19 protein-coding genes are annotated in these 22,276 nt (G+C 49.4%); 8 read left to right on the top strand and 11 right to left on the bottom strand.

Features of this window, described 5'->3' with window-relative positions; translation table 11 throughout:
* Positions 1-175: 175 nt before the first annotated feature.
* From SH451x_RS17845 to SH451x_RS17825, 5 genes are all read right to left on the bottom strand, one after another.
* Positions 176-832, bottom strand: a complete 657-nt coding sequence (locus tag SH451x_RS17845; RefSeq protein WP_479358357.1) for a hypothetical protein — start codon at positions 830-832, stop codon at positions 176-178.
* A gap of 101 nt (positions 833-933) precedes the next feature.
* Positions 934-2,133 (bottom strand): esterase, encoded by a 1,200-nt coding sequence (locus tag SH451x_RS17840; RefSeq protein ID WP_479358356.1) that lies wholly within the window; start codon positions 2,131-2,133, stop codon positions 934-936.
* Between the two features lie 262 nt (positions 2,134-2,395).
* Positions 2,396-4,717 carry a sialate O-acetylesterase gene (locus SH451x_RS17835; RefSeq protein WP_479358355.1) on the bottom strand — a complete coding sequence of 774 codons (2,322 nt, stop codon included), beginning with the start codon at positions 4,715-4,717 and terminating at the stop codon, positions 2,396-2,398.
* 285 nt (positions 4,718-5,002) lie between these two features.
* Entirely contained in the window at positions 5,003-6,178 is a 1,176-nt protein-coding gene (locus SH451x_RS17830; protein ID WP_479358354.1) for an alpha/beta hydrolase-fold protein, read from the bottom strand.
* 155 nt (positions 6,179-6,333) lie between these two features.
* Positions 6,334-7,053 (bottom strand): class I SAM-dependent methyltransferase, encoded by a 720-nt coding sequence (locus SH451x_RS17825; RefSeq protein ID WP_479358353.1) that lies wholly within the window; start codon positions 7,051-7,053, stop codon positions 6,334-6,336.
* Positions 7,054-7,363: 310 nt separating this feature from the next.
* On the opposite strand from SH451x_RS17825, the gene SH451x_RS17820 reads away from it, so the two are divergent.
* Positions 7,364-8,095, top strand: a complete 732-nt coding sequence (locus SH451x_RS17820) for a class I SAM-dependent methyltransferase (RefSeq protein WP_479358352.1) — start codon at positions 7,364-7,366, stop codon at positions 8,093-8,095.
* 50 nt (positions 8,096-8,145) lie between these two features.
* Here the strand turns inward: SH451x_RS17820 and SH451x_RS17815 are convergent, their stop codons facing one another.
* Positions 8,146-9,936, bottom strand: a complete 1,791-nt coding sequence (locus SH451x_RS17815; RefSeq protein ID WP_479358351.1) for a SulP family inorganic anion transporter — start codon at positions 9,934-9,936, stop codon at positions 8,146-8,148.
* A 532-nt stretch (positions 9,937-10,468) separates the two neighbouring features.
* Here SH451x_RS17815 and SH451x_RS17810 point away from each other — a divergent pair.
* From SH451x_RS17810 to arsA, 3 genes are all read left to right on the top strand, one after another.
* Complete coding sequence (locus tag SH451x_RS17810; RefSeq protein WP_479362918.1) at positions 10,469-10,789, top strand: ArsR/SmtB family transcription factor; 321 nt, start codon at positions 10,469-10,471, stop codon at positions 10,787-10,789.
* A gap of 122 nt (positions 10,790-10,911) precedes the next feature.
* Positions 10,912-12,177: an arsenite efflux transporter metallochaperone ArsD gene (gene arsD, locus SH451x_RS17805; RefSeq protein WP_479358350.1), complete on the top strand. Its 1,266-nt coding sequence runs from the start codon at positions 10,912-10,914 to the stop codon at positions 12,175-12,177.
* A gap of 116 nt (positions 12,178-12,293) precedes the next feature.
* The gene (gene arsA / locus SH451x_RS17800) at positions 12,294-14,093 is read left to right on the top strand and encodes an arsenical pump-driving ATPase (protein ID WP_479358349.1); all 1,800 of its coding nucleotides are present in this window, start codon (positions 12,294-12,296) and stop codon (positions 14,091-14,093) included.
* Between the two features lie 13 nt (positions 14,094-14,106).
* Here arsA and SH451x_RS17795 read toward each other — a convergent pair whose 3' ends face one another.
* Positions 14,107-14,280 carry a DUF2256 domain-containing protein gene (locus SH451x_RS17795; RefSeq protein ID WP_479358348.1) on the bottom strand — a complete coding sequence of 58 codons (174 nt, stop codon included), beginning with the start codon at positions 14,278-14,280 and terminating at the stop codon, positions 14,107-14,109.
* An 83-nt stretch (positions 14,281-14,363) separates the two neighbouring features.
* Here SH451x_RS17795 and SH451x_RS17790 point away from each other — a divergent pair, with 83 nt between their 5' ends.
* The 3 genes from SH451x_RS17790 to SH451x_RS17780 all read left to right on the top strand — a co-directional run bounded on the left by SH451x_RS17790 (position 14,364) and on the right by SH451x_RS17780 (position 16,535).
* Positions 14,364-14,630, top strand: a complete 267-nt coding sequence (locus SH451x_RS17790; protein ID WP_479358347.1) for a TIGR03643 family protein — start codon at positions 14,364-14,366, stop codon at positions 14,628-14,630.
* 364 nt (positions 14,631-14,994) lie between these two features.
* The gene (locus SH451x_RS17785; protein ID WP_479358346.1) at positions 14,995-15,663 is read left to right on the top strand and encodes a GNAT family N-acetyltransferase; all 669 of its coding nucleotides are present in this window, start codon (positions 14,995-14,997) and stop codon (positions 15,661-15,663) included.
* Positions 15,660-16,535 (top strand): carbon-nitrogen hydrolase family protein, encoded by an 876-nt coding sequence (locus SH451x_RS17780; protein ID WP_479358344.1) that lies wholly within the window; start codon positions 15,660-15,662, stop codon positions 16,533-16,535. The genes SH451x_RS17785 and SH451x_RS17780 overlap by 4 nt, the downstream gene beginning before the upstream one ends.
* A gap of 66 nt (positions 16,536-16,601) precedes the next feature.
* On the opposite strand, the gene SH451x_RS17775 is transcribed toward SH451x_RS17780, so the two are convergent.
* The 4 genes from SH451x_RS17775 to pelA form a co-directional block, all read right to left on the bottom strand.
* A complete protein-coding gene (locus tag SH451x_RS17775; RefSeq protein WP_479358343.1) occupies positions 16,602-17,987 on the bottom strand; it encodes a DUF1593 domain-containing protein in 1,386 nt (461 codons plus the stop codon).
* Positions 17,988-18,082: 95 nt separating this feature from the next.
* A complete protein-coding gene (gene rbsK, locus SH451x_RS17770) occupies positions 18,083-19,030 on the bottom strand; it encodes a ribokinase (RefSeq protein WP_479358342.1) in 948 nt (315 codons plus the stop codon).
* 48 nt (positions 19,031-19,078) lie between these two features.
* Positions 19,079-20,167 (bottom strand): DUF1593 domain-containing protein, encoded by a 1,089-nt coding sequence (locus SH451x_RS17765; RefSeq protein WP_479358341.1) that lies wholly within the window; start codon positions 20,165-20,167, stop codon positions 19,079-19,081.
* A gap of 29 nt (positions 20,168-20,196) precedes the next feature.
* Entirely contained in the window at positions 20,197-21,210 is a 1,014-nt protein-coding gene (pelA, locus tag SH451x_RS17760) for a pectate lyase (RefSeq protein ID WP_479358340.1), read from the bottom strand.
* 108 nt (positions 21,211-21,318) lie between these two features.
* On the opposite strand from pelA, the gene SH451x_RS17755 reads away from it, so the two are divergent.
* Entirely contained in the window at positions 21,319-22,191 is an 873-nt protein-coding gene (locus tag SH451x_RS17755; RefSeq protein WP_479358339.1) for a helix-turn-helix domain-containing protein, read from the top strand.
* The last annotated feature ends 85 nt before the right edge of the window (positions 22,192-22,276 follow it).

Raw genomic sequence — 22,276 nt, 5'->3', positions numbered from 1 at the left:
ATGATGATCCACAAGAATTAACCAGGCTCCGTCACACGAATAAGCTCTTACATCACAGCCAAACGCTAAGCGGAAAATCTTATAGTTGCGACGATTCTCGTCATCCCGCAAACCCCAGTCAAGAGAAAACGAAGCCGAGGCAAATCTTTTCGATCCGCTTGTGACGGCAAACAGTTCAGAGAGAAGCTCGCTGCAGCAATCGTCGATAAAGAACGATATGCATCAAGAGAGCCGCTGTAACGTGAATCGTTGGCAGCCAGACATAGGGGAACTCTGCGATCCAAACGTTCGACGGCCGAAGCAGCTGGAACTGAGTCGGAAAGCTGAGGGTTGCGACCGAGACCACCCAAATCAGAAGAGCTATACCAAGCGTATTCCATGCAAGTAGTGCGCTGCGTGGAAGACGCTCGGCAAATGGTGCAATTATCAGTGCTGTAACGCCTGTGACGATGTCAAAATTCAGTCCACTCCATGTCATTTGCGGTGGTGCAATTCCGTCACTGACCGCTTGATGAATCAGAAGCTCAACGATTATTCGGAAAGACTGAAAGCCAACCAAGAAGGTTAGCGAGAGCTGGATCATCGAAGATGAGGCACTGGTGAGTCCAACCAATACTGAAAGCACAAAGCCGGAAGCAAAAAGGACAGGGGCAGCAGGTGGAAGGGATGAGAAATCACGAAGTCCTCCGCTCCAAGCAAGCAAAGCAACTCCGAACGTCCATGCAAAAATGCTAACTGACAAACGAAGGTTACATGCGGCGAACGAAATTGTGGCCGCTATAACAACTGAATAGAGAGTGAAAAGCGTTGGAAGCGTATGGACAGAAGTCAAAATAATCCAAACTAAAACAAAGGTTCGGAGAAGTGATCGGTGCTTCTCAACGCTCAGCTAGCTCATTGGCTCGGGAATCTGTTCCCTCACAGATGCACAGTCTATCTACTGCTTGAGGATTGCCAGAGATTAGGTAAGAATCGATCGTGTAGTAAATATCTCCAAGTGCTCCAATCGTGAGCAGTATGACCTCCAACGTAATACTCGTGGTCAATATTGTGCGCTTTTAGTGCGTCGACCAAACCTTGAACGCGGCTATTAAAACGGCTCTCTGCCTCTTGTTTGCCTTGACCGACGAACAGATAGTCAATCTTTTCGTTTACGTTCGGCGTGTTCAAAAACTCCTTGAGAGTCTCCTCTGCTTGCAAATCTCCAGCACTCAGTACACCGAACGAAGCGAACAGATCCAGCGAATTGAAGCCAGCAAACATTGTATGTCGCCCACCCATCGACAGACCGGCCAATGCGCGACCTTGGGGATTAGGCTGTGTAGAGTAGTTGGCGTCGACCAACGGTACAACGTGCTTACGAAGCTCGCTCTCAAACAGCTCAAATGTTTTCGCCGTATGTTCGGGATGATTTCTGTGGAGTACCTGGTTGTTAGGGATCGCAATGATCATCGGTTTGGCACGACCCTCGGCTAAGAGATTGTCCAAGATCAAATTAGCACGACCATCATAGATCCAGTTGTGCGGCAATTCTCCGCTGCCACCTAACAAGTACAATACCGGATATGTTTTATTGCGATCGTAGCCCGGCGGAGTGTAAACATAGATATCACGCTCGCCATTGGTGACATCCGAGTGGTAAATATGACGAGTTACCGCGCCGTGCGGCACATTCTTCACATCGTAAAAAGCCGGCTCAGTCCCATGGACAACTAATTGTGAATAGGGAGGCATTCCCGTGAATGAGGCTATCGTATTCGAGGGATCTGCAACCTGTACACCGTCAATCCTGATCAGATAAGCGTACATGTCGGGACGAACCGGGCCGATTTTTAACGTCCAGATGTCGTTCTCGCCTTTTTCAAATGGAATTGTCTGTCCCCACCCTTTGCCGAATGCCGCCAAGATGGCGCCATTGAGTTCGACGGTTTGCGCACCCGCTGCTTTGACTCGAAATGTCACTGTGGCATCGTCGTGGACTTCGGGTGAGTTAAGAGGTGCGCTGAAAGGCGTCAGATTTTCAGTATTCTTTTGAGGGTTCCAGTCGAGATTAACATTCGCCTGCTGCGATAGAACAAGCTCCGGCGCAAATAAGCTCATAGCCAGCGAAAACATAAAGAGAGAACTTCTCATACAAGGACTCCGAAAGTTGGTGCAGATAATCGAACTGTAAAATCACAGCCGGGAAACTGTTGAGATCAATTGAATGGCACAGACTAGTAGCTTAGTCATTATCTAATTTTTGACCATGAGAACGTAAGACGGGTCTCCTTGCCCGATCTTTGTAATGGGCGAAACGGGCCAGATGACCCGTCCTATTGCCGCAAGTGCGGATGTTCACTGCGGCAAATCTTTATTCGCTTGGGCCAATAACTGCCGTTTGCTGCAGAAAGAACTACTTCGTGGCAGTCGTTTCTTTTGCGATTAAGGAAAGCATCATTTCACCGTATCGCTTACCGAACTCTCGTGACCCTTCGGAATTGAAGTGCAACTTGTCGTCCGTCGTGCAACCTGCAGAGGAAATGACGTGAGCATTCGAGATCGCTTTAGGAAGCCCCGCTAAGATTTCGTTGAAGCCAGCACATTGCCCCTGTTGATCTGCGTGTACCAATTCACCGGCAAGCAATGGAACATCTTCGACTTTCAGATTCAAGTCGGCCATCAAGTTGTCATAGACCGACTTGACCTTGTTGGGCCATTCCTTGTCACCAGCGTTTGATTCGCCTTGATGAAGTAGGATGCCTTTGATAACTCCATACTTCTGGCCTTCTTTAGCCATTTCGACGAGATACTGATAAGGATTATCGCCGTAGTTCCTAACAAGGTTCTTCATCCAATCTCTTTCGTTTGTGATGTAAGACTGGAAAACATCTTTCTGGAACAATTCAATTTTGCAGCCAGGTACGGAAACCTTGATTACACCGACTCGTGTATCACTGGGCAGTCCCTTTACCAGAGCTTTTCCGAAACCATCAACCATGCAGATACCTCGGCCCTTTGCGGCCAAGGGCGGAACACCATGGTAGAACTTGTTTTTCTCCCAACCACGACTTGGATTTTCGAAGTCTGCCATAACGAAGAATCGCTCATCAACATCGCGGTCTGCGTCATTCATACGACCGCCACTTTCCATGTTGGATTGGCCAAAGCACAGATAGATGTGAAAATTAGGGTCAGGTTGAGCTGGGATTTGCAACGCTGTTTTCGCAGGCTGCGCGTTGGTTGCTTCCGTGGGCTTTTCGGCTGGAACACTGGTTAGTTGAGCGGTTTTTTCGCGTTTTACTTCAACTTCCGTGGTTGCAAATTCACCCACCTTACGAGTGAGTGCAATTGAGTCCCCAGAAACTTTTCCGCTATACTCGATGCGGATTTCGTTATCACCAAAGCTTAACAATTCTACAAACGAGAGATTTTCTCCGTCAAGTTTTACATCCTGCAATTCGACGTCGCGATTTCTTTCACCTGCGACGACCGCCGCGCGGCCAGTAAGATTTTGTCCATCTCGTTCAAAATTAAAGGTGTAGTTTTGAATTCCCATGCGAGTCTCAAAATCTGCCTTCCAAACTCCGCTCAGCTTGTCTTCGCTTGCAAACAACATTGGCGCGAACTCGCGAAGACTTCTTCTCCAGCTTTGCCACTCATGCGCGGTTTCTGGTGATAGATAATAGTGGCTGTTGATGCCCTCTGCCTCCAAAGCTTTGGTAGTCGCTTCGGGATCGCCACCTCGGCGTGGTCGCCCTCCTCCACCAACTTCTTTGCTGCCATAGCTAACGAATACAAGTTTGACTTTTTCTTTGAAGCCTTCGGTATTTTTGACATCTTCGGTGCTGATCGTCGCGCCGCTAAACAGGCCGATGTGCGAGAATTTATCCAAGTGCTTCAGCGTTATTGTCTTAGTTTCCATGCTGCCCATGGAAAGACCGGCCATCGCGCGGTTAGGTTGGTCCGAAAGCGTGCGGAAGTTGGAATCGACGTATGGAATTAGTTCGTCAACGAGAACCTTTTCGAAATGGCTGATATTAAAGTTTGCCATACCGCCCATCTGAACATCGTTAGTCATTCCATAGGTCATTGCGATAATAAACGGCTTCGTTTTTCCTTCCGCAATCAGGTTATCCATGATCAAGCTAGCATGGCCTTGGACAGCCCAGCCGTATTCGTTCTCGCCCCAACCGTGCTGGAGGTAGAGAACTGGATATCGCTTGTCTTGGTCAGCATCGTAACCTGGTGGAGTGTAGATGAACGCACGTCGGTTCGTCTCGGTGCTAGGTGAGTAGAAGAGAACTTCGCGAAGTTGCCCGTGAGGAACATTTTTAACTGCGTAGAAGTCTTTGTCCTTGGCAGGAATTTCAACGCCGCTGCCCCAACGCATCGCACCGAAAAAGTACTTGCTGTTTGGGTCTGGTACATCAGCGCCGCTAATTTTCAGCGTGTAGTAATGAAAGCCTTCATCCAGCGGACGAGTGTAGCCTGTCCAGACGCCGTTTTCATCTTTAACAAATTCGCTGCTGTCACGAAAGCTGCAAGAGACGCTGGTCGCCTCGGGCGCAACAACCTGAAATTTAATACGTCCTTCCGAGTTGACTTGCGGATACTCTTTGCCATCCTGATTCGTTGACGCCGGCTTCCAGTCATCGACGGGTACGACTTCTTGCGCCGAAGTGATTTGGCAAAACAATGCCAATAGGACTGAAAAGAGGACACGGATTTTTGTCATGGTGATCTCCAGATTGTGAGATAAGATTAGGTTTTGAACCGCCCCGATCTTTTTGGGGCACGTCGTTGCGACTGAAAGCGCGGAGGCTTAAGGGAGTTCCCGGGCACTTAGCAGATCGCTAAGGCCGTTAGTATACAACATTCAAGCGTCTGGGAACGGCCCTGGCAAATTTTCTCTTCGCCGATTCAGACCACTTATTCCGCAGTCTGTAAATTGTTACGCTGACGTAATTTCTCGTAGGATTTCGCGAAACAATTCACGTGGGAGGTGTTTAAATGCCCGTGGTTATTCTTGGAAAATCAAGGTCGCGAATTCTTTGAGCGATCTTCGCCAAGTTTGCCACTCGTGTGCGGTTTCCGGCGACTCATAGTACGCGTGCGTAATTCCCTGCTCTTCAAGCATTTTCCGAAATGCCCCGACTGAGCCTGGAAACGGTGCTGGCTCTTTGGTGCCCAGGCTGAGCCAGACGAGCTTGAGTCGGTCCTGGATCTCCTTGCCATTTTGAAATTTGCCGTCGAGGAACTTTGCCACGTCGATCTTGTCGCTACTTGGATAGTTTGGCGTTCCGCTGAACCCGCCTACGTGTGAAAAGATGTCGAGGTTGTTGATCGCGATCCGCATTGTTTGATTGGCGCCCATGGACAGTCCTGCAATCGCTCGATGATCACGATCGGCAATCGTGCGAAACTTGCTGTCTATCATGGGAACGATCTCCGAAACCATCACTTCTTCAAACGCAGAGGCCGGACGAGCTCGCTCACCAGATGCGTTTGAGTTCAATGGCTTGTTTGCATATCCGTTGTCCATAACGATAATCATCGGTACCGCATTCTTAGCGGCGATCAGATTGTCGAGTATGAGGTTCGCCTTTCCTTGTGTTGCCCATCCAGTTTCATCTTCTCCGCTGCCATGTTGAAGGTAGGGGACAGGATAGCGCGATTCGGTGTTCGAAAAGTATCCAGGCGGTGTGTAGACGAAGCATCTTCTCCAACCGTTGGTTATTTTCGAAAAGTAGAGATTCTCACTGGTCAGGCCGTGTGGGACATCCTTAAGTGCATAAAAATCTTGATCATGAGCGGGGACTTCGACTCCGCTGCCCCAGCGGCTCCACCCGTAGAAATATCGACTGCCAGGATCTGGCACGGAGGCACCGTCAATGTTTAATTGATAGTAGTGAAAGCCCTCATCTTGCGGTGGCGTCTCCACTGTCCAAGTGCCACTTTCATCTTTTGCCAAGTCGTATTTTTGCCCATTCAAGTCTAGCTGGACTTTCTGGGCATCAGGAGCAGCGAAGCTGACGCGGACGCGACCTTCGGAGTTGACTTGAGGAAACTTCTTGCCGACTTGATTGGTCGCTGCTGGTTCGAAATCGTCAACAACCGCTGGACTGCTTGGCTGTCCGTGGCACAAACTACTAACGAAAAGAGCTATAGTAAATGCAGTTGCACAGCGGAACTTCATGGTTGATAACCTCTTCACAATTTCGATAAGAGCAGCACGAACAGATTCAACGGAGTCTCTTTTTATAGCAGCTATCCTTGTACTGCTGTTGAACGGTTGAAATTGACAGTCAGCCAACAGTTCGTTTCTATGATTTATCAAGTTTGACCAGGATTCTACTTCACGGCTCCGAACGCTGCAAAGCAGGAGTTCTTGTGCAAAAGTTCGACTTGACTGAAGCCAACGTGATGGAGTAAATCGAGTTGGTAGGTCACTGGCCGAGGCGAATCTTCTTTGTCTATGTATTCAAAGACCTTTTCACGGTAAACCTCACCGCCTAGTTCGAACAGATAATTGCCGTAACGCTGCCACATCATCGCGTGAACGTTGGCAACTTCGTGCGATACAAGGTCAGTGATCCATATAGAACCGCCCGGGGCGAGCAACTGATATATCTTTTGAAAGGCGGCCAACCAGTCGGCATCGTCGCGCAAGTGGTGTAGCACAGCGGCAGCCAAGATAACGTCGAACGACTCAGCTTCTAATTGCACCGTTCGGAAATCGCCATGCCAAACTCGAACTGAACCCGTTCCAGCATCGCGGACGCGCTGCTCCGCACGTAACAACATCGGTTCACTCAAGTCCAATAGGTCGACGTTGAAGCTCGTACCATAAACTTGCCGCAAACGAATCGTGTTATTGCCCGCACCGCATCCGATATCTAGAACACGACGGATTGGATTGGTCGACGCTACGGCCGCATGCGAAATCAGCTCCATTGCCAACGGAGCGTCGATTGTGGCGGACTGGCCGGTTTCCAAATTGCTGAACCGCTCTACGTCATGATCAAAGCGGTCGCGAATCTCTTCAAGCGTTGATTTGTTCGCGTAGTCCATAATTTCCTTTAAAGTTATTGCCGCAGTAGTTCTTGTTAAGCACAAAGCGTAAGCCTGACTTCGTTTCCGGCTAATTGACGATCGCATGAGAAAACGCGGCGAACAAATATATACAACAAAGTGTTACGCATCGAGGGCGTTGGCTGCAAAGTCTACCACAACCGTGACGCTCTGAAAATATTCCTGAGCTGACCAGACAATGCTGTGGTAGAATTGCGATGAGGGCGACAGAAAGATTAACTGGACGTCGGTGTGTTGAAGTTGAATCGTCGTTGCGTTGTTCTTGCTAATAAAAGCGCAACTCCTTGCAATGCAACCGGCTGAATGGCTTATCGGATTTTGGTATCATGCTGTGAAAGTTTCAAATGAATGTTTTGATACTGGCCAAGTTGACCAATGCGAGATTCAATGTCCGCTTTGCAATTCGCTGGAGATCGCGTTGTTTTATCGCGAAGCGAAGCGAGAGTATCTGACGTGTTGTGAATGCGAATTAGTATTTGTGCCGCCCGCATACTTTCTGTCGCGTGACGCTGAGAAGTCGCACTATGACCAACATGAGAATGATCCGGCCGATCCCCGGTACAGGCACTTTCTAAATCGTCTTGCAGTCCCTCTGATTCAAAATCTGGCTGCGCACGCAGAAGGACTAGATTTTGGCTGCGGACCGGGCCCGACACTTTCGCTGATGATGTCGGAAGCCGGTTTCCCCACAACGTTGTACGACTCTGTCTATCAGCCGAATTCTGACGTGTGGATGTCCAGCTACGACTTTATCACGGCGAGCGAAGTTGTTGAGCATCTTCATCGACCGCGATTTGAACTTCGAAGACTTTGGTCGTGCTTACGCGTTGGCGGAGTATTGGGGATAATGACTAAACGTCGCTTTGAGAACCAATCTTTTGCGAAGTGGCACTACAAAGATGACCCGACGCACGTAAGCTTTTTCTCGGACGCAACATTCCAGTGGATCGGCCGATACTTCGCGGCAGATCTGCAAATCATTGGTCCAGACGTTGTACTGCTAACGCGATTGCCAGACTGAGTCCAATCGTGTGAAAGGCTAGAAGTGCGGCGCGATAGACGACAGCGTGTTTATTGTCCGGATACCGTCGTTTCAGCAGGCTCGCTGAGGCTCTTCTGGAATCTATCGGTTGAAACATGAAACTGCGGTTGGTCCGACATCGAAACTCGCACTAAATCCTTGGCGTTGGAAATCATCGTTCGGCACGAATCGCTCAAGTGCGTTAAATGCACTGTCTTGCCTAGTTGCTGATATCGTGCAGCGACCGAATGGATGGCTTCCATACCCGAATGGTCATAAACTCGTGTGTAATAGAAGTCAATTACAACCGTTTCGGGGTCTTGGCGAGCGTCAAAGAGTTCCTTGAATTGAGTTGCCGATGCGAAGAACAGTGGGCCATGTAGCTGATAAACTTTGGCACCATGTTCGTTGAACTGAATATCGGCGTTGATATTCTTCGCATGTTTGAATGCGAACGCGAGTGAGGAAACGATAACCCCAATGATGACCGCAGATGCCAGGTCATGCATGACGGCAGTGTAAGCAGTCACTAAGACCATAACCACGAAGTCTGTGGTGGGGACTTTGCGGTAGAGCTTTAAAGACGCCCATTCGAAAGTGCCGATTACGACCATGAACATCACTCCCACGAGTGCTGCCATCGGTATCATCTCAATCCAACTTGAAAAGAACATAACAAACGCGAGGAGACAACAAGCAGCGAAGATGCCCGACGTCCTACCTCTGCCTCCTGATTCGACGTTGATCAATGACTGGCCAATCATCGCGCAGCCGCCCATGCCGCCGAACAAGCCGCAGACAATATTTGCGAATCCCTGCCCAAGGCATTCACGATTGCTGTTGCCTTGCGTTTCCGTGATTTCGTCGATCAATGTTAGAGTCATCAAGGATTCAATAAGTCCAACTGCGGCTAAAACTGCAGCAAAGGGCATAATGATCCAGAGGGTCGCCAGTGTCATCGGTGGCAACGTAAACGACTGAAAGAAGAGGGTTGGGAGTCCCGCGCTAATGCTTGTTGATTTCGGATCAATATTGTTCATCGCAGCAGTAATGGCGGCTGCCTGTGTGGAATTTCCGTCCTCAAATTGTGGTCCGCTTGCATGAGCAGAGCCGACGCCCGCTTCACCAAGGTTTTCTGCCAGTAAAACCGATTTTGCGGCGGCAACTTTAGCGTTGGTCGCAAGCATGTCACCGACAGTCATGACGACACGGCTTTGACTCTCCGCTGCCATCTCTTGCGGCAATATTCGGTTCGATGCAATGCCAATCCCCGTCACCACGAGAATTGCAAACAGTGATGCAGGGATCGCTTTTGTTATTTTCGGAAGCAGCCAGATGATCGCCATAGTGATTGCGACAAGTCCGATCATAATCCACAGTGCCGGGCCTTCCATGTACCGTAAAACACCTTGCGGACTTACCGTTTTAAAGCTTCCGAACTGAGCCATGCAAATGACGATTGCCAAACCATTCACGAACCCCAGCATGACGGAATGCGGAACCATTCGAATCAGGACACCCAGCCGAGCCACTCCGACGATCAATTGGAGCAGACCACATAAAATTACCGTTGGGAACAAGTACTCAATGCCATGGATTGCAACCAAGCTAACGACGACCACGGCCATAGCGCCAGTTGCGCCCGAGATCATGCCGGGCCGTCCACCAAACATCGCACAAATTAGACCGATAAAGAATGCAGAATATAGACCAATGATCGGTGACAAGCCAGCGACGAAAGCGAACGCTATGGCTTCTGGAACTAACGCGATGGCAACTGTCAGACCGGACAGCAATTCATTCTTAAGATTCTGGGGCCGAGAACGAAATAGATCGAGCATTTAGATATGGAACTTCAAAAAGACGGCGAGGGGCACTAACGACCAAGACCAGTTACGATGCCGTCGCAATTGCGAAACTAAGAACACGCGATGAACTCAACGCACTATCGATTTAGGGCGGAGTGACAGATGAAATAGAGATCTGTGGATCGTGTTTCATGAACAAATATTTCTTCGATTAACGAATATGGCTAGTAGGAGGCTACCTCGTGGTCGGCTGATAAGCAAGGTCAACCGGTTCGTGTACCAACCGCGTTGCACTTTTGACATACGTTGATCGACCGCCAAGGGGCGTCATCGCAACTCTATTTGCATGCCAGTGCGGCCCGACACATCTTTGCAGTTAAGGTTTTTATTCTGCTCTTTTTAAAAAATCGCTACCGTCGCCACTCTAATCACTCATTATTCCGAGCGAAAACCGAACAGGGTTGACAAAATTCCTGCTGCGGCCTATCGTTGATCGACGATATACTATAGCATGGCATTATACAGTTTGGTTTCTGGAAGCATGGGAACGATGGCAAAAGCAAAGATGGCGACGGAGAAGTGCTGCTCAGTGGACGAGAAACTTTCGTTACCTGATGTCGCCTGGGCGGAGGATCTCGCCAAGCTTAGTTGGGCACTTGCTCATCCGGCTCGAGTCCGCATCGTCCGCTTGTTGCTAAGCCGTACTGCGTGCATGTGCGGTGAGATCGTCGAAGAAATGCCTCTGGCGCAATCTACTGTTTCGCAGCATCTTAAGATCTTGAAAGAGACTGGTTTGGTGCAAGGTGAAATTGACGGGCCACGCGTTTGTTACTGCGTTAACAAGGCTGCGATGGCAAAACTGAAGAAGTTGGTTGCAGAACTGTAGCGGTTCATCGAAATTTTGTGCGCAACAGACTTAGCGGGTGCGTTTCGCATGCATCTACCACATTTTTTTACACAAATCTATCGTGCTTCGTCGATAAGCGATGGCATGCAAACGAGGATCCAATGAACGAGCGAATGATTATTGACGATGTCCGAGATCAGTATGCAGGCGTTGCTAAGGGCACGCTAACCAACGACTCGATCGCAGTTAGATCGATTGCATCCGCGTTCGGCTACTCAGAAGCAGAACTGAATCAGTTGCCGGTCGAAGCAAACATGGGATTGTCTTGCGGTAACCCTCTGGCATTGGCGGGCATTCGAGAAGGCGAGATCGTCGTCGACCTGGGCTGTGGCGGTGGAATGGACGTGTTTCTAGCTGCTCGCAAAGTCGGAACTTCGGGCCGCGTGATCGGCATTGATATGACACCCGAAATGCTCGAACGAGCTCGCGCTGGCCAACAAAAACTAGGACTTACGAACGTTGAGTTCCTGCAGGCGAAGATCGACGAGCTGCCGCTACCTGATAACTCTGTTGATTGTGTAATAAGCAACTGTGTGATCAATCTTGTGCCTGACAAGTTAGCTGTGTTTCGTGAAATCCTGAGAGTGCTCAAACCTGATGGTCGTGTGGCATTGAGCGACATTGCATTGAAACAGGAGTTGCCGATCGAAGTAAAGCAAAGTGTGGAAGCGTATGTCGGCTGTATCTCGGGTGCAATTCTGATTGACGAGTACCGTCGCTTGTTAGAGCAAGCGGGGTTCGCTTCAGTAGTCGTCACCGATACTGGAGCTGACCTGAACGCTTATGCGATGGCAAGCGATAGCGGATGCTGTGGAGGTGACTCGTGCGGTTCGCAAGAAAAGACTTTGCACGAAGGACTGGCTTCCATCATGCAATCCTTTGACGCAAATGCGTATGCGGCGAGTGTACGAGTTCACGCTCTTAAGCAAACATCGACCAGTCCGGTGAACACGATTCCTGTCTTGAATCTCCAACCTCCTACAAAAGAAAATATCATGAAAAATGTACAAGTTTACGACAAGCCTATGTGCTGCTCGACTGGTGTCTGCGGACCTGAAGTTGACCCAGTGTTGCCACAATTTGCTGCGGATCTAGATTGGCTGAAGAGTCAAGGTCATAACGTTGAGCGATATAACTTGGCTCAACAACCGCAGGCCTTTATTGAGAATAAGGCAATTCATCAACTGCTGAGTACGGCTGGTACCGACTGCCTTCCTGTCGTTGTGATTGACGGTGAGGTCGTTAGCCAAGCGGTATATCCTTCGCGAGCGGATCTCGAAGGTTGGGCGACCGGTGCGCCGGCAAAGCAAATGCTTCCTGTAACCAAACAGAGCGGTGGATGCTGCGGAACAAGCGGCAGTTGCTAGTGATTTTTTGAGCGACAAAGCACAAAGCACAAAGCACAAAGCACAAAGCACAAGGGCCAAGCCAAGTGCCTTTCCAATTTATCAGCTTCGAGAGCAAACCTTACCAGGGATATATCATGGAATTTATTGAGCATCCAACGCGTAATTTGTTCTTTACCGGCAAAGGAGGAGTTGGAAAAACATCGGTTGCATGTGCGACTGCAGTAAAACTCGCCGATGGTGGAAAGCGTGTCTTGCTGGTTTCTACCGATCCCGCTTCTAACCTGGACGAAGTGTTAGGCGTCACGTTAGGGAATCATCCTACGGCCGTCCCTGCGATACCGACTCTATCCGCCATGAATCTTGATCCCGAGAAATCGGCGGCCGAGTATCGCGAAAGAATGGTGGGCCCTTACCGAGGTTTGCTCCCAGAGGCTGCCGTAAAGAGCATGGAAGAGCAATTCTCTGGTTCTTGTACGTTGGAGATAGCTGCGTTCGATGAGTTTTCCCGTTTACTAGGGGATCCAGCGGCGACTGCAGAATTTGATCATGTGATCTTCGACACAGCGCCTACCGGTCACACTCTGCGATTGCTGACACTGCCATCGGCTTGGGATGGCTTTATGGAAAAAAACACGACCGGAACCAGTTGCCTTGGGCCTCTCGCAGGCTTGCAGAACCAACAAAAACTTTATCAAGAGTCAGTGAAAGCGCTGGGTGACCCTGCCGTGACAACTCTCGTATTAGTTGCTCGCGCAGAACAGAGTGCACTTCGGGAAGCAGCGCGGACCAGTGGTGAGCTTGCTGAGTTAGGTGTGCTCAATCAACATCTTGTCGTTAACGGTGTATTCAAAGCTATCGATGCAAGCGATCCTTATGCTGCAGCGTTAGAACAGCGAGGAATGTCGGCGCTGGCAGCGATGCCAGAAGGCTTAAAAGCTTTTCCGCAGACGATTGTTCCATTAAGCCCCGTTGGGATTTTAGGTTTCGAAGCGCTTCGGCAGCTCGGCAACCTCTCGATGGAAGGACTGCTCGCCCGCACGGATTTCAAATCAGAGGAAACATCCGTCGAACAGTTGCCTTTGCTGGGTGAGTTGATCGATGATCTCGTAGCTCCCGGTCACGGGGTCATACTTGCTATGGGTAAAGGCGGCGTTGGCAAGACAACTGTGGCTGCAGCTATAGCAGTTGCGATTGCCGAGCGGGGATACGAAGTGCATTTATCAACGACCGATCCTGCGGCTCATATTGCTGCTGCGATGAACGATGAAAGCTTGCCGAACTTGTCAGTTAGTCGGATTGATCCGGAAATGGAGACAGCTAAGTATTCAGCTGAAGTTTTAAGCAAAGCTGGAAAGAATCTCGACCAGCAAGGCAGAGCATTGTTGGAAGAAGACTTGCGATCACCCTGCACCGAAGAGATCGCTGTGTTTAGAGCCTTCGCAGATGCTGTGGCGGCAGGCACAAAAAATTTCGTTGTGCTCGATACCGCTCCGACGGGCCATACCGTATTATTGCTCGATTCGGCGCTGGCTTACCACCGCGAAGTGACGCGCCAATCAAGTGAGATGCCTGAAGCCGTTGAGAACCTGCTTCCACGTTTGCGTGATCCAAGCTTTACACGCGTCTTGATTGTTACGCTACCGGAAGCGACTCCGGTGCATGAAGCCGCCGCGTTGCAGCGAGATTTGCGTCGCGCGGAGATCGAGCCTTACGCGTGGGTGATCAACCAAGTACTAAGCCCACTTCCAATTACGGATCCACTGTTGCGACAGCGGCGATCGCATGAACAAAGTTACTTACAAGAAGTTAGAGACGAGTATAGCAGCCGTGTTGCGATCATCCCTTGGCAGATCGAATCCCCGACTGGGCTTCGGGGGCTTAGCAGACTGACTCGCAGTGATGATTCATATACATCGTCAGCGGCTACCTTATAGTTCTCAGCGATCGTTATTTTGGCCCCGTCCGCTTCAACTGCGAATCGATTTTATTCGCGTTAGTCTTACAGCGGTTACTGCAAAAGCGGACTTGGCCCCATACCTTTTCCCACTTCTTGCGCCAGGCAAACGGACGTTGGCAATGGGCACAAACTTTCGTGGGTAAATTCGTTTTGTGATGCACCATGGCGAAATGATCGGTTAAACAGCGGCCCAATATGCGGTTGTCCGTCATTATAGAAGCTCGGCAAATTTGTGATCGCCTTCAAGATGAAACATTCAGTTACCCAATCGCTTTCGAAAAGCCAGGTTGACCGCATTATCCAGATGGCCTGGGAAGACCGAACTAGTTTCGACGCGATCCGCAGTCAGTTTGGTTTGACACCTGGTCAAGTTATCCAGGTCATGCGGCGAGAATTAAGTCCCTCATCGTTTCGGATGTGGCGAGCAAGGACCGCAGGGCGTAAGACGAAGCACGTGGCCAAACGTGGCTTCACAGTCGGACGCTTTCGATGTGCCGACCAAAAAGGAAGTTGATGTACTTCTAAACGCCGGTTCCAACCGAGGCACCTAAAGACGGGCAACAGTCTTATGTTTAAGCAAGCCGTTTCCACCGTTCCATCATGAACGCAACGCTGTATTGTCTGCCTTCATGTTGCCCAGTTCTAAAGCCACTTGACGCATGTGAAAGATCCGAAATTAAATTTTGGCTGACAAAACTTTGCGAGTGCGGTTGCGTGAAACGACGTACCGACATTAGCTTGTAGTTCCATTGACACATGTTGTAGTGTGTTTGAGCAGGCAGAGTGTTGTCCAGCAACGTTGTTTTGCAGAGGTGGACAGCTCATTTACGATTTACAAGTTGAAGGTTGGCAGCCTGCAGGACCGAGGACGCGCAAATATGGACGAATCAATACCCACAATCAGAGTGCGCAGAACGTGCTTTGATGATATTCCCAACCTGATCGCGTTACAGAAGGCAATCTATCCCGACATCCCTAGCTGGAATGCGGAAAAGCTTCGCGGTCAACTGGACGCGTTCCCTCGTGGGCAAATGGTTGCAGAAGGTCCCGACGGACTGCTCGGTTGTGCCAGCTCGATCGTTGTTTCGTGGGACGATTGGGCTGAGCCGCATAGCTGGAAGGAAATTACGAGTTCTGGTACTTTCGAAAATCACAATCCGATGGGCCGCACTTTGTACGGTGTGGAAGTATTCGTTGACCCAGAATCTCAAGGACAGGGCGTCGGCCATATGCTCTATGAAGCACGGCGCGATTTATGCAGAGCGATGAATCTGAAGCGTATCATTTGCTGTGGCAGGCTGCCCGGTTACCACAAATATGCAACGCAGATGACAGCTGAGTTTTATGCGCAAAAGGTTGTTTGGGGAGACTTCAAGGATCCGGTGCTAAGTTTTCAAATTCGGGAGGGCTTTAGCTATTGCGGTGTCATGGAGGACTATATCCCTGAAGACAAAGAGTCTGGTGGTTACGCTTCGCTTATTGTCTGGTTGAACCCAGACTATCGTTCTGATTTACCTGTTAATAACACTGAGAATTTAAGCTTATGATCGTTCGCATTGCGGCAGTACAATACCTGTTGCGCCAAATCAATGATTGGTCAGGATTCGAAAATCAAGTTCGTTTCCTCTTGAAAGCCGCCGGGGACTACAAGCCACAGTTTGTGTTATTGCCGGAGATCTTCACGACTCAACTACTCTCGTTCATGGACACGAACGATTTGCACACGTCGGTCCGCAACATGAATGACTATACGCGGCGCTACAAAGAGTTGATGTTAGAACTCGCAGCGCAGTGGAACGTTCATCTTATTGGTGGTTCGCATCCTACGCTGCAAGAAGACGGTAGGTTGCTTAACACGGCCTATTACTTCACACCCAGCGGTCGTGTTTTTCAGCAAGATAAAATACACCGCACGCGTTGGGAGCGTGAAAAATGGAATACGGATGCTGGAGACAAACTGCACTTGTTTGAAACGCCATTTGGGAAGATTGCGATATTAATTTGTTACGATATTGAATTCCCAGAACTTTCGCGGATGGTTTGTGAAGCGGGAGCTGATATTTTGATGGTGCCGTCGTGCACCGATGATCGTCAAGGGTTTCTCCGCGTCCGATATTGTTGCCATGCGCGAGCGATTGAGAATCAAGTTTTTGTTGTTATGACTAGCACGGTCGGCAATCTACCCGTTGAGGGGCTTGGGATGCATTATGGCCAAGCCGCGATTATCACACCGTCGGACTTCTCATTCGCGCGTGATGGGATCGCTGCAGAAGGCACTCCTAACATCGAACAGGTCATTGTGGCCGATGTGGATCTCCAGGACTTGGTCAGCAATCGCCTCAGCGGCACAACGATTCCTCTTTACGACAAACGCAAAGACGTCTACGAAAACGCAGTCGAAGTGATCGTTGTTTCTTGAGGATCTATATCGATTGCGCACAGCGTTTTTAGTCACTCATTTACGGGGCCGCAGTAATGGTCGCTGTCATTTAACTGGTGCGAAAACTATCCGTCGGTATGAGGTCAAGCTGGGAGTACCGTCGTCGGTGACTTCACAAATTACGTGAAAGCTTTCGCCAGATGAATTGCTCGGGATTGATATAGTGGCCTTCGATTGGTCATGACCAGCAATTTCAACGCGTCCCTTATAGCTTCCTGCGGCGGTCAAAACCCACCACTTGAACAACAACTTGTCATTCTCAGGATCAAACGATCCAGATGCGTCCAGTGTAACGCTCTCGCCGGCTCTTGGTGCTTTCGTCAAGATCTGTAAAGATTGATCGTCGTCGATCTTAACGATAGGGTTTCGATTCCCCTTTCCGTCTTTGGCCCAGTCCATTCGTGCGGCGAAGTTGTTGAAGGTCGCGGGATAGAAATGCTCTTCAAGTTTCTGGCATTCCTGATATTCAGGATTCTGAAAGTTGGTGTAGCATGACGTTTCTTTGTCTTCACTCACCCCCCAAGCGAAATAGCCTCCCCAGCCACCTTGCGTGGGCTCATCTGGGTTGTTAAGTCCAATGGGCAGTAGATGCAAGAAGGCGGGCGTATCGCCTTCAACACCGTATTTGTACTTTGGATAAACGGCTCCCAAGTTTCCGTGCCCTTGAATCTCGCTTTCATAACTAGACCAGTTTTTTCGACCTGTTCCATTCTGATATTTCCATGCACATTCGTCCCAAATAAAGAACAGTTGTTTCTCGAAGTCCCGGCGTAACCATTGGTGTGAACTGTCGCTGAATGGCGTTCTTTGATCCCGGTCTTGATCGGTAATAGTGTATACACGCAGCTTCGCAAGGAATGCGTTGAAGTCCTGTTCGCTCCTCTCCTGCTTCACTCTCCATACTGCTTGAGCCAGCGTATTGCCGCCTCCCCAAACTGTAATCCAGAGCGGACGATCGTCATCTTCATCGGCTAAGTCGATGATGAGTTTACTGCCGGGTGAATCGTTGCCTTCGCCCAAATGCGGTGCTCCGCGTTTCTTGCTGCCAAAGACTGTGTGACTACGTAAGTACTTAGGATTTGGCCAATAACCAATCGTTTGACGCGATTCATTTTCCAAGTAACCGTTTTGATTTGATCGTTTGCTGAGATTGGGAAGATCCTTTTCGTACGCATTGATTGCAAGATGAATTAAATCCATGAAGTCATCACGTGTGTTATCCAAACTCCAGCCAGTCGTAAATACTAGAGCCTCAATCTCCAATAGATCTGCGTGAGCCATTAATCGAACAAGCGATTCGCTATCATCGGTCTCCCAGGTTGAAACGTCAGTTAGCACCACCAGTCGAGGCTTAAGTTCCTCGCAAAGACAAATGGATGTGCTTGATATGACGAAGTATGCCAAGATATATGTGAATACGGTTCGGAACATACAGTACTCGCTTTTGATGAATGCTTAAGTGCAATAATGTGTATAGGGTCGCAATTCGATTCGAATCTTTTGAAGATAATCCAACGTATGTTTACTTATATAACGGGCGTCGATTCAACTTTAAGACTGGTATTGGCCTCCAGTTCCTCGCGACTTGGAAACGCAGCATGGGTACCCAGACGTGTTACAGCCAGCGCGCCAACGATACTCGCTCGCTTGGCCGATTCGTGCAGCGAAAAACCTTCGCCCAGGAATACCGCTAGGGCTGCTGAAAAAGCATCTCCCGCTCCGGTCGTATCTACTGCTTGGACTTTTGCTGCGGGAATATGGAAGGCACCAGAGGCATCCATGACGAAAGCCCCTTGGCTAACCATCGTTAGTGCAACGGAACCAACACCTCGCCTCATAAGCTGCTTGACCGCAATATGAGCTTCGTCCAAGTTGGTCACTGAGTTACCAACCAGCACTTGGATTTCGGTTCTATTTGGAACGCAGACATCGCACAAGCTTAGCAATTCTTCAGGCAGGTCGACAACCGGAGCAGGCGTCAAGACAGTACGTTTTCCCGCTGCGCGAGCAAGCCGAAACGCTTCCAGTGTCGAGTTCATCGGCGTCTCTAATTGACAGACAACGGCGTCGGCATCTTCAATGGCACGAGCGGCCCGCCGTACATCCGCCTGAGACAGGGAAGCGTTCGCGCCTGGTATTACTATGATGTAATTCTCCGCTTGGTCATCAACGATGATGGCGGCGGTACCTGTTGGTTGGCCGTCGACACGTCGTACAAATTCAGAGTTGATTCTATCAGCCTGAAATTGATTGATAGCTTCTAAGCCAAACGCATCGTCGCCAACGCAAGAAACAAAAGTCACGTCGGCACCAAGTCTGGCTGCCGCGACAGCTTGGTTAGCACCCTTACCTCCTAAGCCCTGGAGCAAACAATTTCCCGTCAGTGTTTCGCCAGCCTGCGGAAACCGTGGCGTACGAAAAGTAAGGTCAATGTTGGTTGACCCAAATACGCAAATTCGACAGGGTTGACTCATAGATTTTCCATTCGTTGTGCATCCGAGAAGACTGGTACTAGAGATGCTTCACTTATCGATGCACCAGTCTGCGCGCATTGCAAACTCGCTTTGGTACTCTTTGCGCCATTTAGAAATGCTAACGCCGCCGGGGCCATCAATGAAGTGGTTGGTGCGACCATCTCTCTTGAATTGTCCCCCCCAGCTTTCTTGCGTGGGATCATCTGGATTATTGAGACCTCGGTTGGCGCTCACAAGCCACAAGAATGCCGGTGAGTCACCTTCGCAGACTCCGGTGCAGCCGATGCCTTCGTGCGGGTAAATATCGCAAAGCGGACCGTGATTATGACGGATGTGTTCATTCACCCAGTCGAGATCTGAAATTGGATCATTTCCACCGAACATCCCAAAGTAAGTCTTTTCTGAATGGATGATAAATAGTTGTGGAAAATTTTCTCTCAACCAGCCAATTGTGCCATCTTGCACTGCAATCTGGTGAATCCGCAGTTTGCCGAGAAAGTCATCAAGTTCGGACTTGCTGCGAGTCTGCTGCACCCGCCAGATCGCCTGGGCCACTACACTGCAGTCGCCCCAAATGGAAACATAAACCGGACGTGGATCAGGTTTGTCCACGATTGCAATCAACGCATTCGATGCTTCGCTGTCTTTGTCTTCGCCAATGTTCTCAATGCCCTTCTTTCCCCACGTGCCGGTGCGACCCTCATAGGTTACTGCTCGTAGAAAATCGGGCGATGGGTATGACTGATCATGCTTTTTCAGATTGTCATGTACCTTGGCATAACGATCAATTACATCCAAAATGTACTGTTTTTTTGCAATGTTCGCAAACGTCCCCGACGAAGCGATCAATGCTTCGACATCAAACTCGTTTGCATACAATAGAAAGCGTACCATCGACTGCATGTCATCGGGATCGCTTTTCTGGTCATTCGGAAGATCTCCTGCTTTTACAACGCCGATAGGTGGGAAGTCGGTTGTGACAACTACACGTAACCTATTCGCCTTCGCCGGATTTTCGGCCTGTTCTGACTTGGCCGTTGAAGCGTAAAACGAGCAACAGATTGTTATTGCCAATACCTTTAGAAGCTCATGAAGTGACTTCACTCGGATGATTTCAATAGAATTTTTTTCAGTCATAAGTTTGGCCTCGGAGTAACGTCTTTTAACTAACGATGTGACCATTTGGCGTAATCCTTAAACAACTTATCTCCCCAATTACCATACCATGTGTAGCCGTTTCGACGCTCGCTACCGATCTCGTCGATGCTGTACTTGGCAACTCCATCACGATCACAGAAAATAGGCCGGTTTGATTCGATCTCATAGAATCTGGCCCACAATGATGGAGCTTGCGAATCTTCTGTCAGAGCAGGTAGCGTCTGACTCTTTCGATATCGGACACCTTGAATCTTGACGGCCTCAAACCAATAAACCCCTGCCTTCACCGCCTCGATTGTTTTCGTTGAAGGGGCATCAAGCCGCATCAAAAATCTCAAAATACCGGCGCTTTCACTACCACTAATAGAGACTAACTCGAATGCACGAGCATGTACTGGAGCAAGCGTATCGGCATCGTGTTGGGCACACCAAACAGTAAGCTTGCCGTTACAAATGATTTGACACTTTAGGATGCACTCTACTCCGCGTTCTACTGCAAGCTGTGCCGCATGGCGACGAGTGGCATCCAGAAATGCAAATTCTTGCTCACGGCTACAATCTTGCAAGAACTCCATTATGCGGATCATCGTGCCGTCATTAAAAGTAATATGGCGGTGATATTTCTTGCTGAGTGGGTAATACTGCGGCCAGCCTCCGTTTGCATACTGGGCCGCAATAATGTGATCGAAACCGAGTTGAAAGGCCTGTAGATATTTCTCATCGGCCGCGACACTAATCGCTCTGGCAAGAACTCTGAGTTCACTAATGGTTGCGCCGTTATCAAATGTTCCGGCCGGCTGTTTCTCTCTGACTTCAGATTTCTGTTGTGTCGTGTCTTGATTCTTTGGCCAGTCGCCATTATCCGTTTGCCATGAGAGAATCGCTTCAAGTGATTGGCGCCCATCCTCGCTGTTAAACCACGAGTCTGGTTTCTGCAAAAGGCGTTCGGCAGCGGTATCTGCCAAAGCAACGCCGTAAAATACAATCAGCAATAAAAGACTATTCAGAAATGAGGCTAACATCTGCAATGCTTTGGGAGGACATCTTGCCAGTCGCAGGTGTAAGGATATCTGCAAATTTGCCGTGCATCTCCCTGACAACGTGCCTGAACTCACGGTATTCTAAGCAGGATGAAGAAATTTGACATTAAGCGGCCTGAGTTTTCGCCTTATGGGTTTACGTGCGAACAATGGCTTCCGATTCGAATGCCGCGTCCCGATAGACACAATGAAATCGAACTGAATTGGCTTCAATCAGGTTCACTAACTTATATTCTTGGCGGAAATCGGACGACCATTCATGCGGGCGCGGTCGGTCTCTTTTGGGCCGCCCTTCCTCATCAGATTGTGGATTTTGGAGGCGAAAAACCGTACTTCGTCGCAACGGTTCCGTTAACAGAATTCCTGAGAAGCGGAATCGATCGGAACGTGATCAACCGCGTTTTGCTCGGAGAGTTACTTATCGACGTTGAGATTGATAACACCGACGATTCTAGATTTGCGTGCTGGGAAAAGGATTTGAAATCAGCATCACCCGTATTGGAGCGGGCAGCGCAATTGGAGGTAAGGGCCCGGCTGTTGCGCCTCTCGGAGCGAATATCAGCCGAGCGGCTTTCACAACCGTCGCCAATGCTCTCGCGGGCAGATCAACTAGCGTGCTACATCGCTAAAAATTACACTCAGCCGCTAACTTCAGAATCGATCGCAGTCGCAAATGCACTGCATCCGAATTATGCAATGAATCTCTTTCGTAAAACTTTCGGTACGACGATGACCGCTTTTGTTGTCCAACACCGACTCTCTCATGCGCAGCGTTTGTTAGTAACAACAGATGACTCAATTGTGAATGTTGCCATAGACTCTGGTTTCCAGAGTTTGAGTCGATTTAATGAAGTCTTCAAGCAAGAATGCGGTTGTTCGCCAAGAGTTTATCGCAAGGCCCACGGAAGCCGAAGTGAACGAGAGGAAGACGACACCAAATCTGACGATAACGTCTGCAGCTAATTATTTTGCCAAGTTTCGCTATTACAATGCCAATCGACAGCGACCACGGGCTTATGATCGCAGCCATCACGAAAAGAGAATTATG

Source organism: Njordella aestuarii, assembly GCF_056494165.1.
This window is presented reverse-complemented; position numbering and strand designations above follow the sequence as displayed.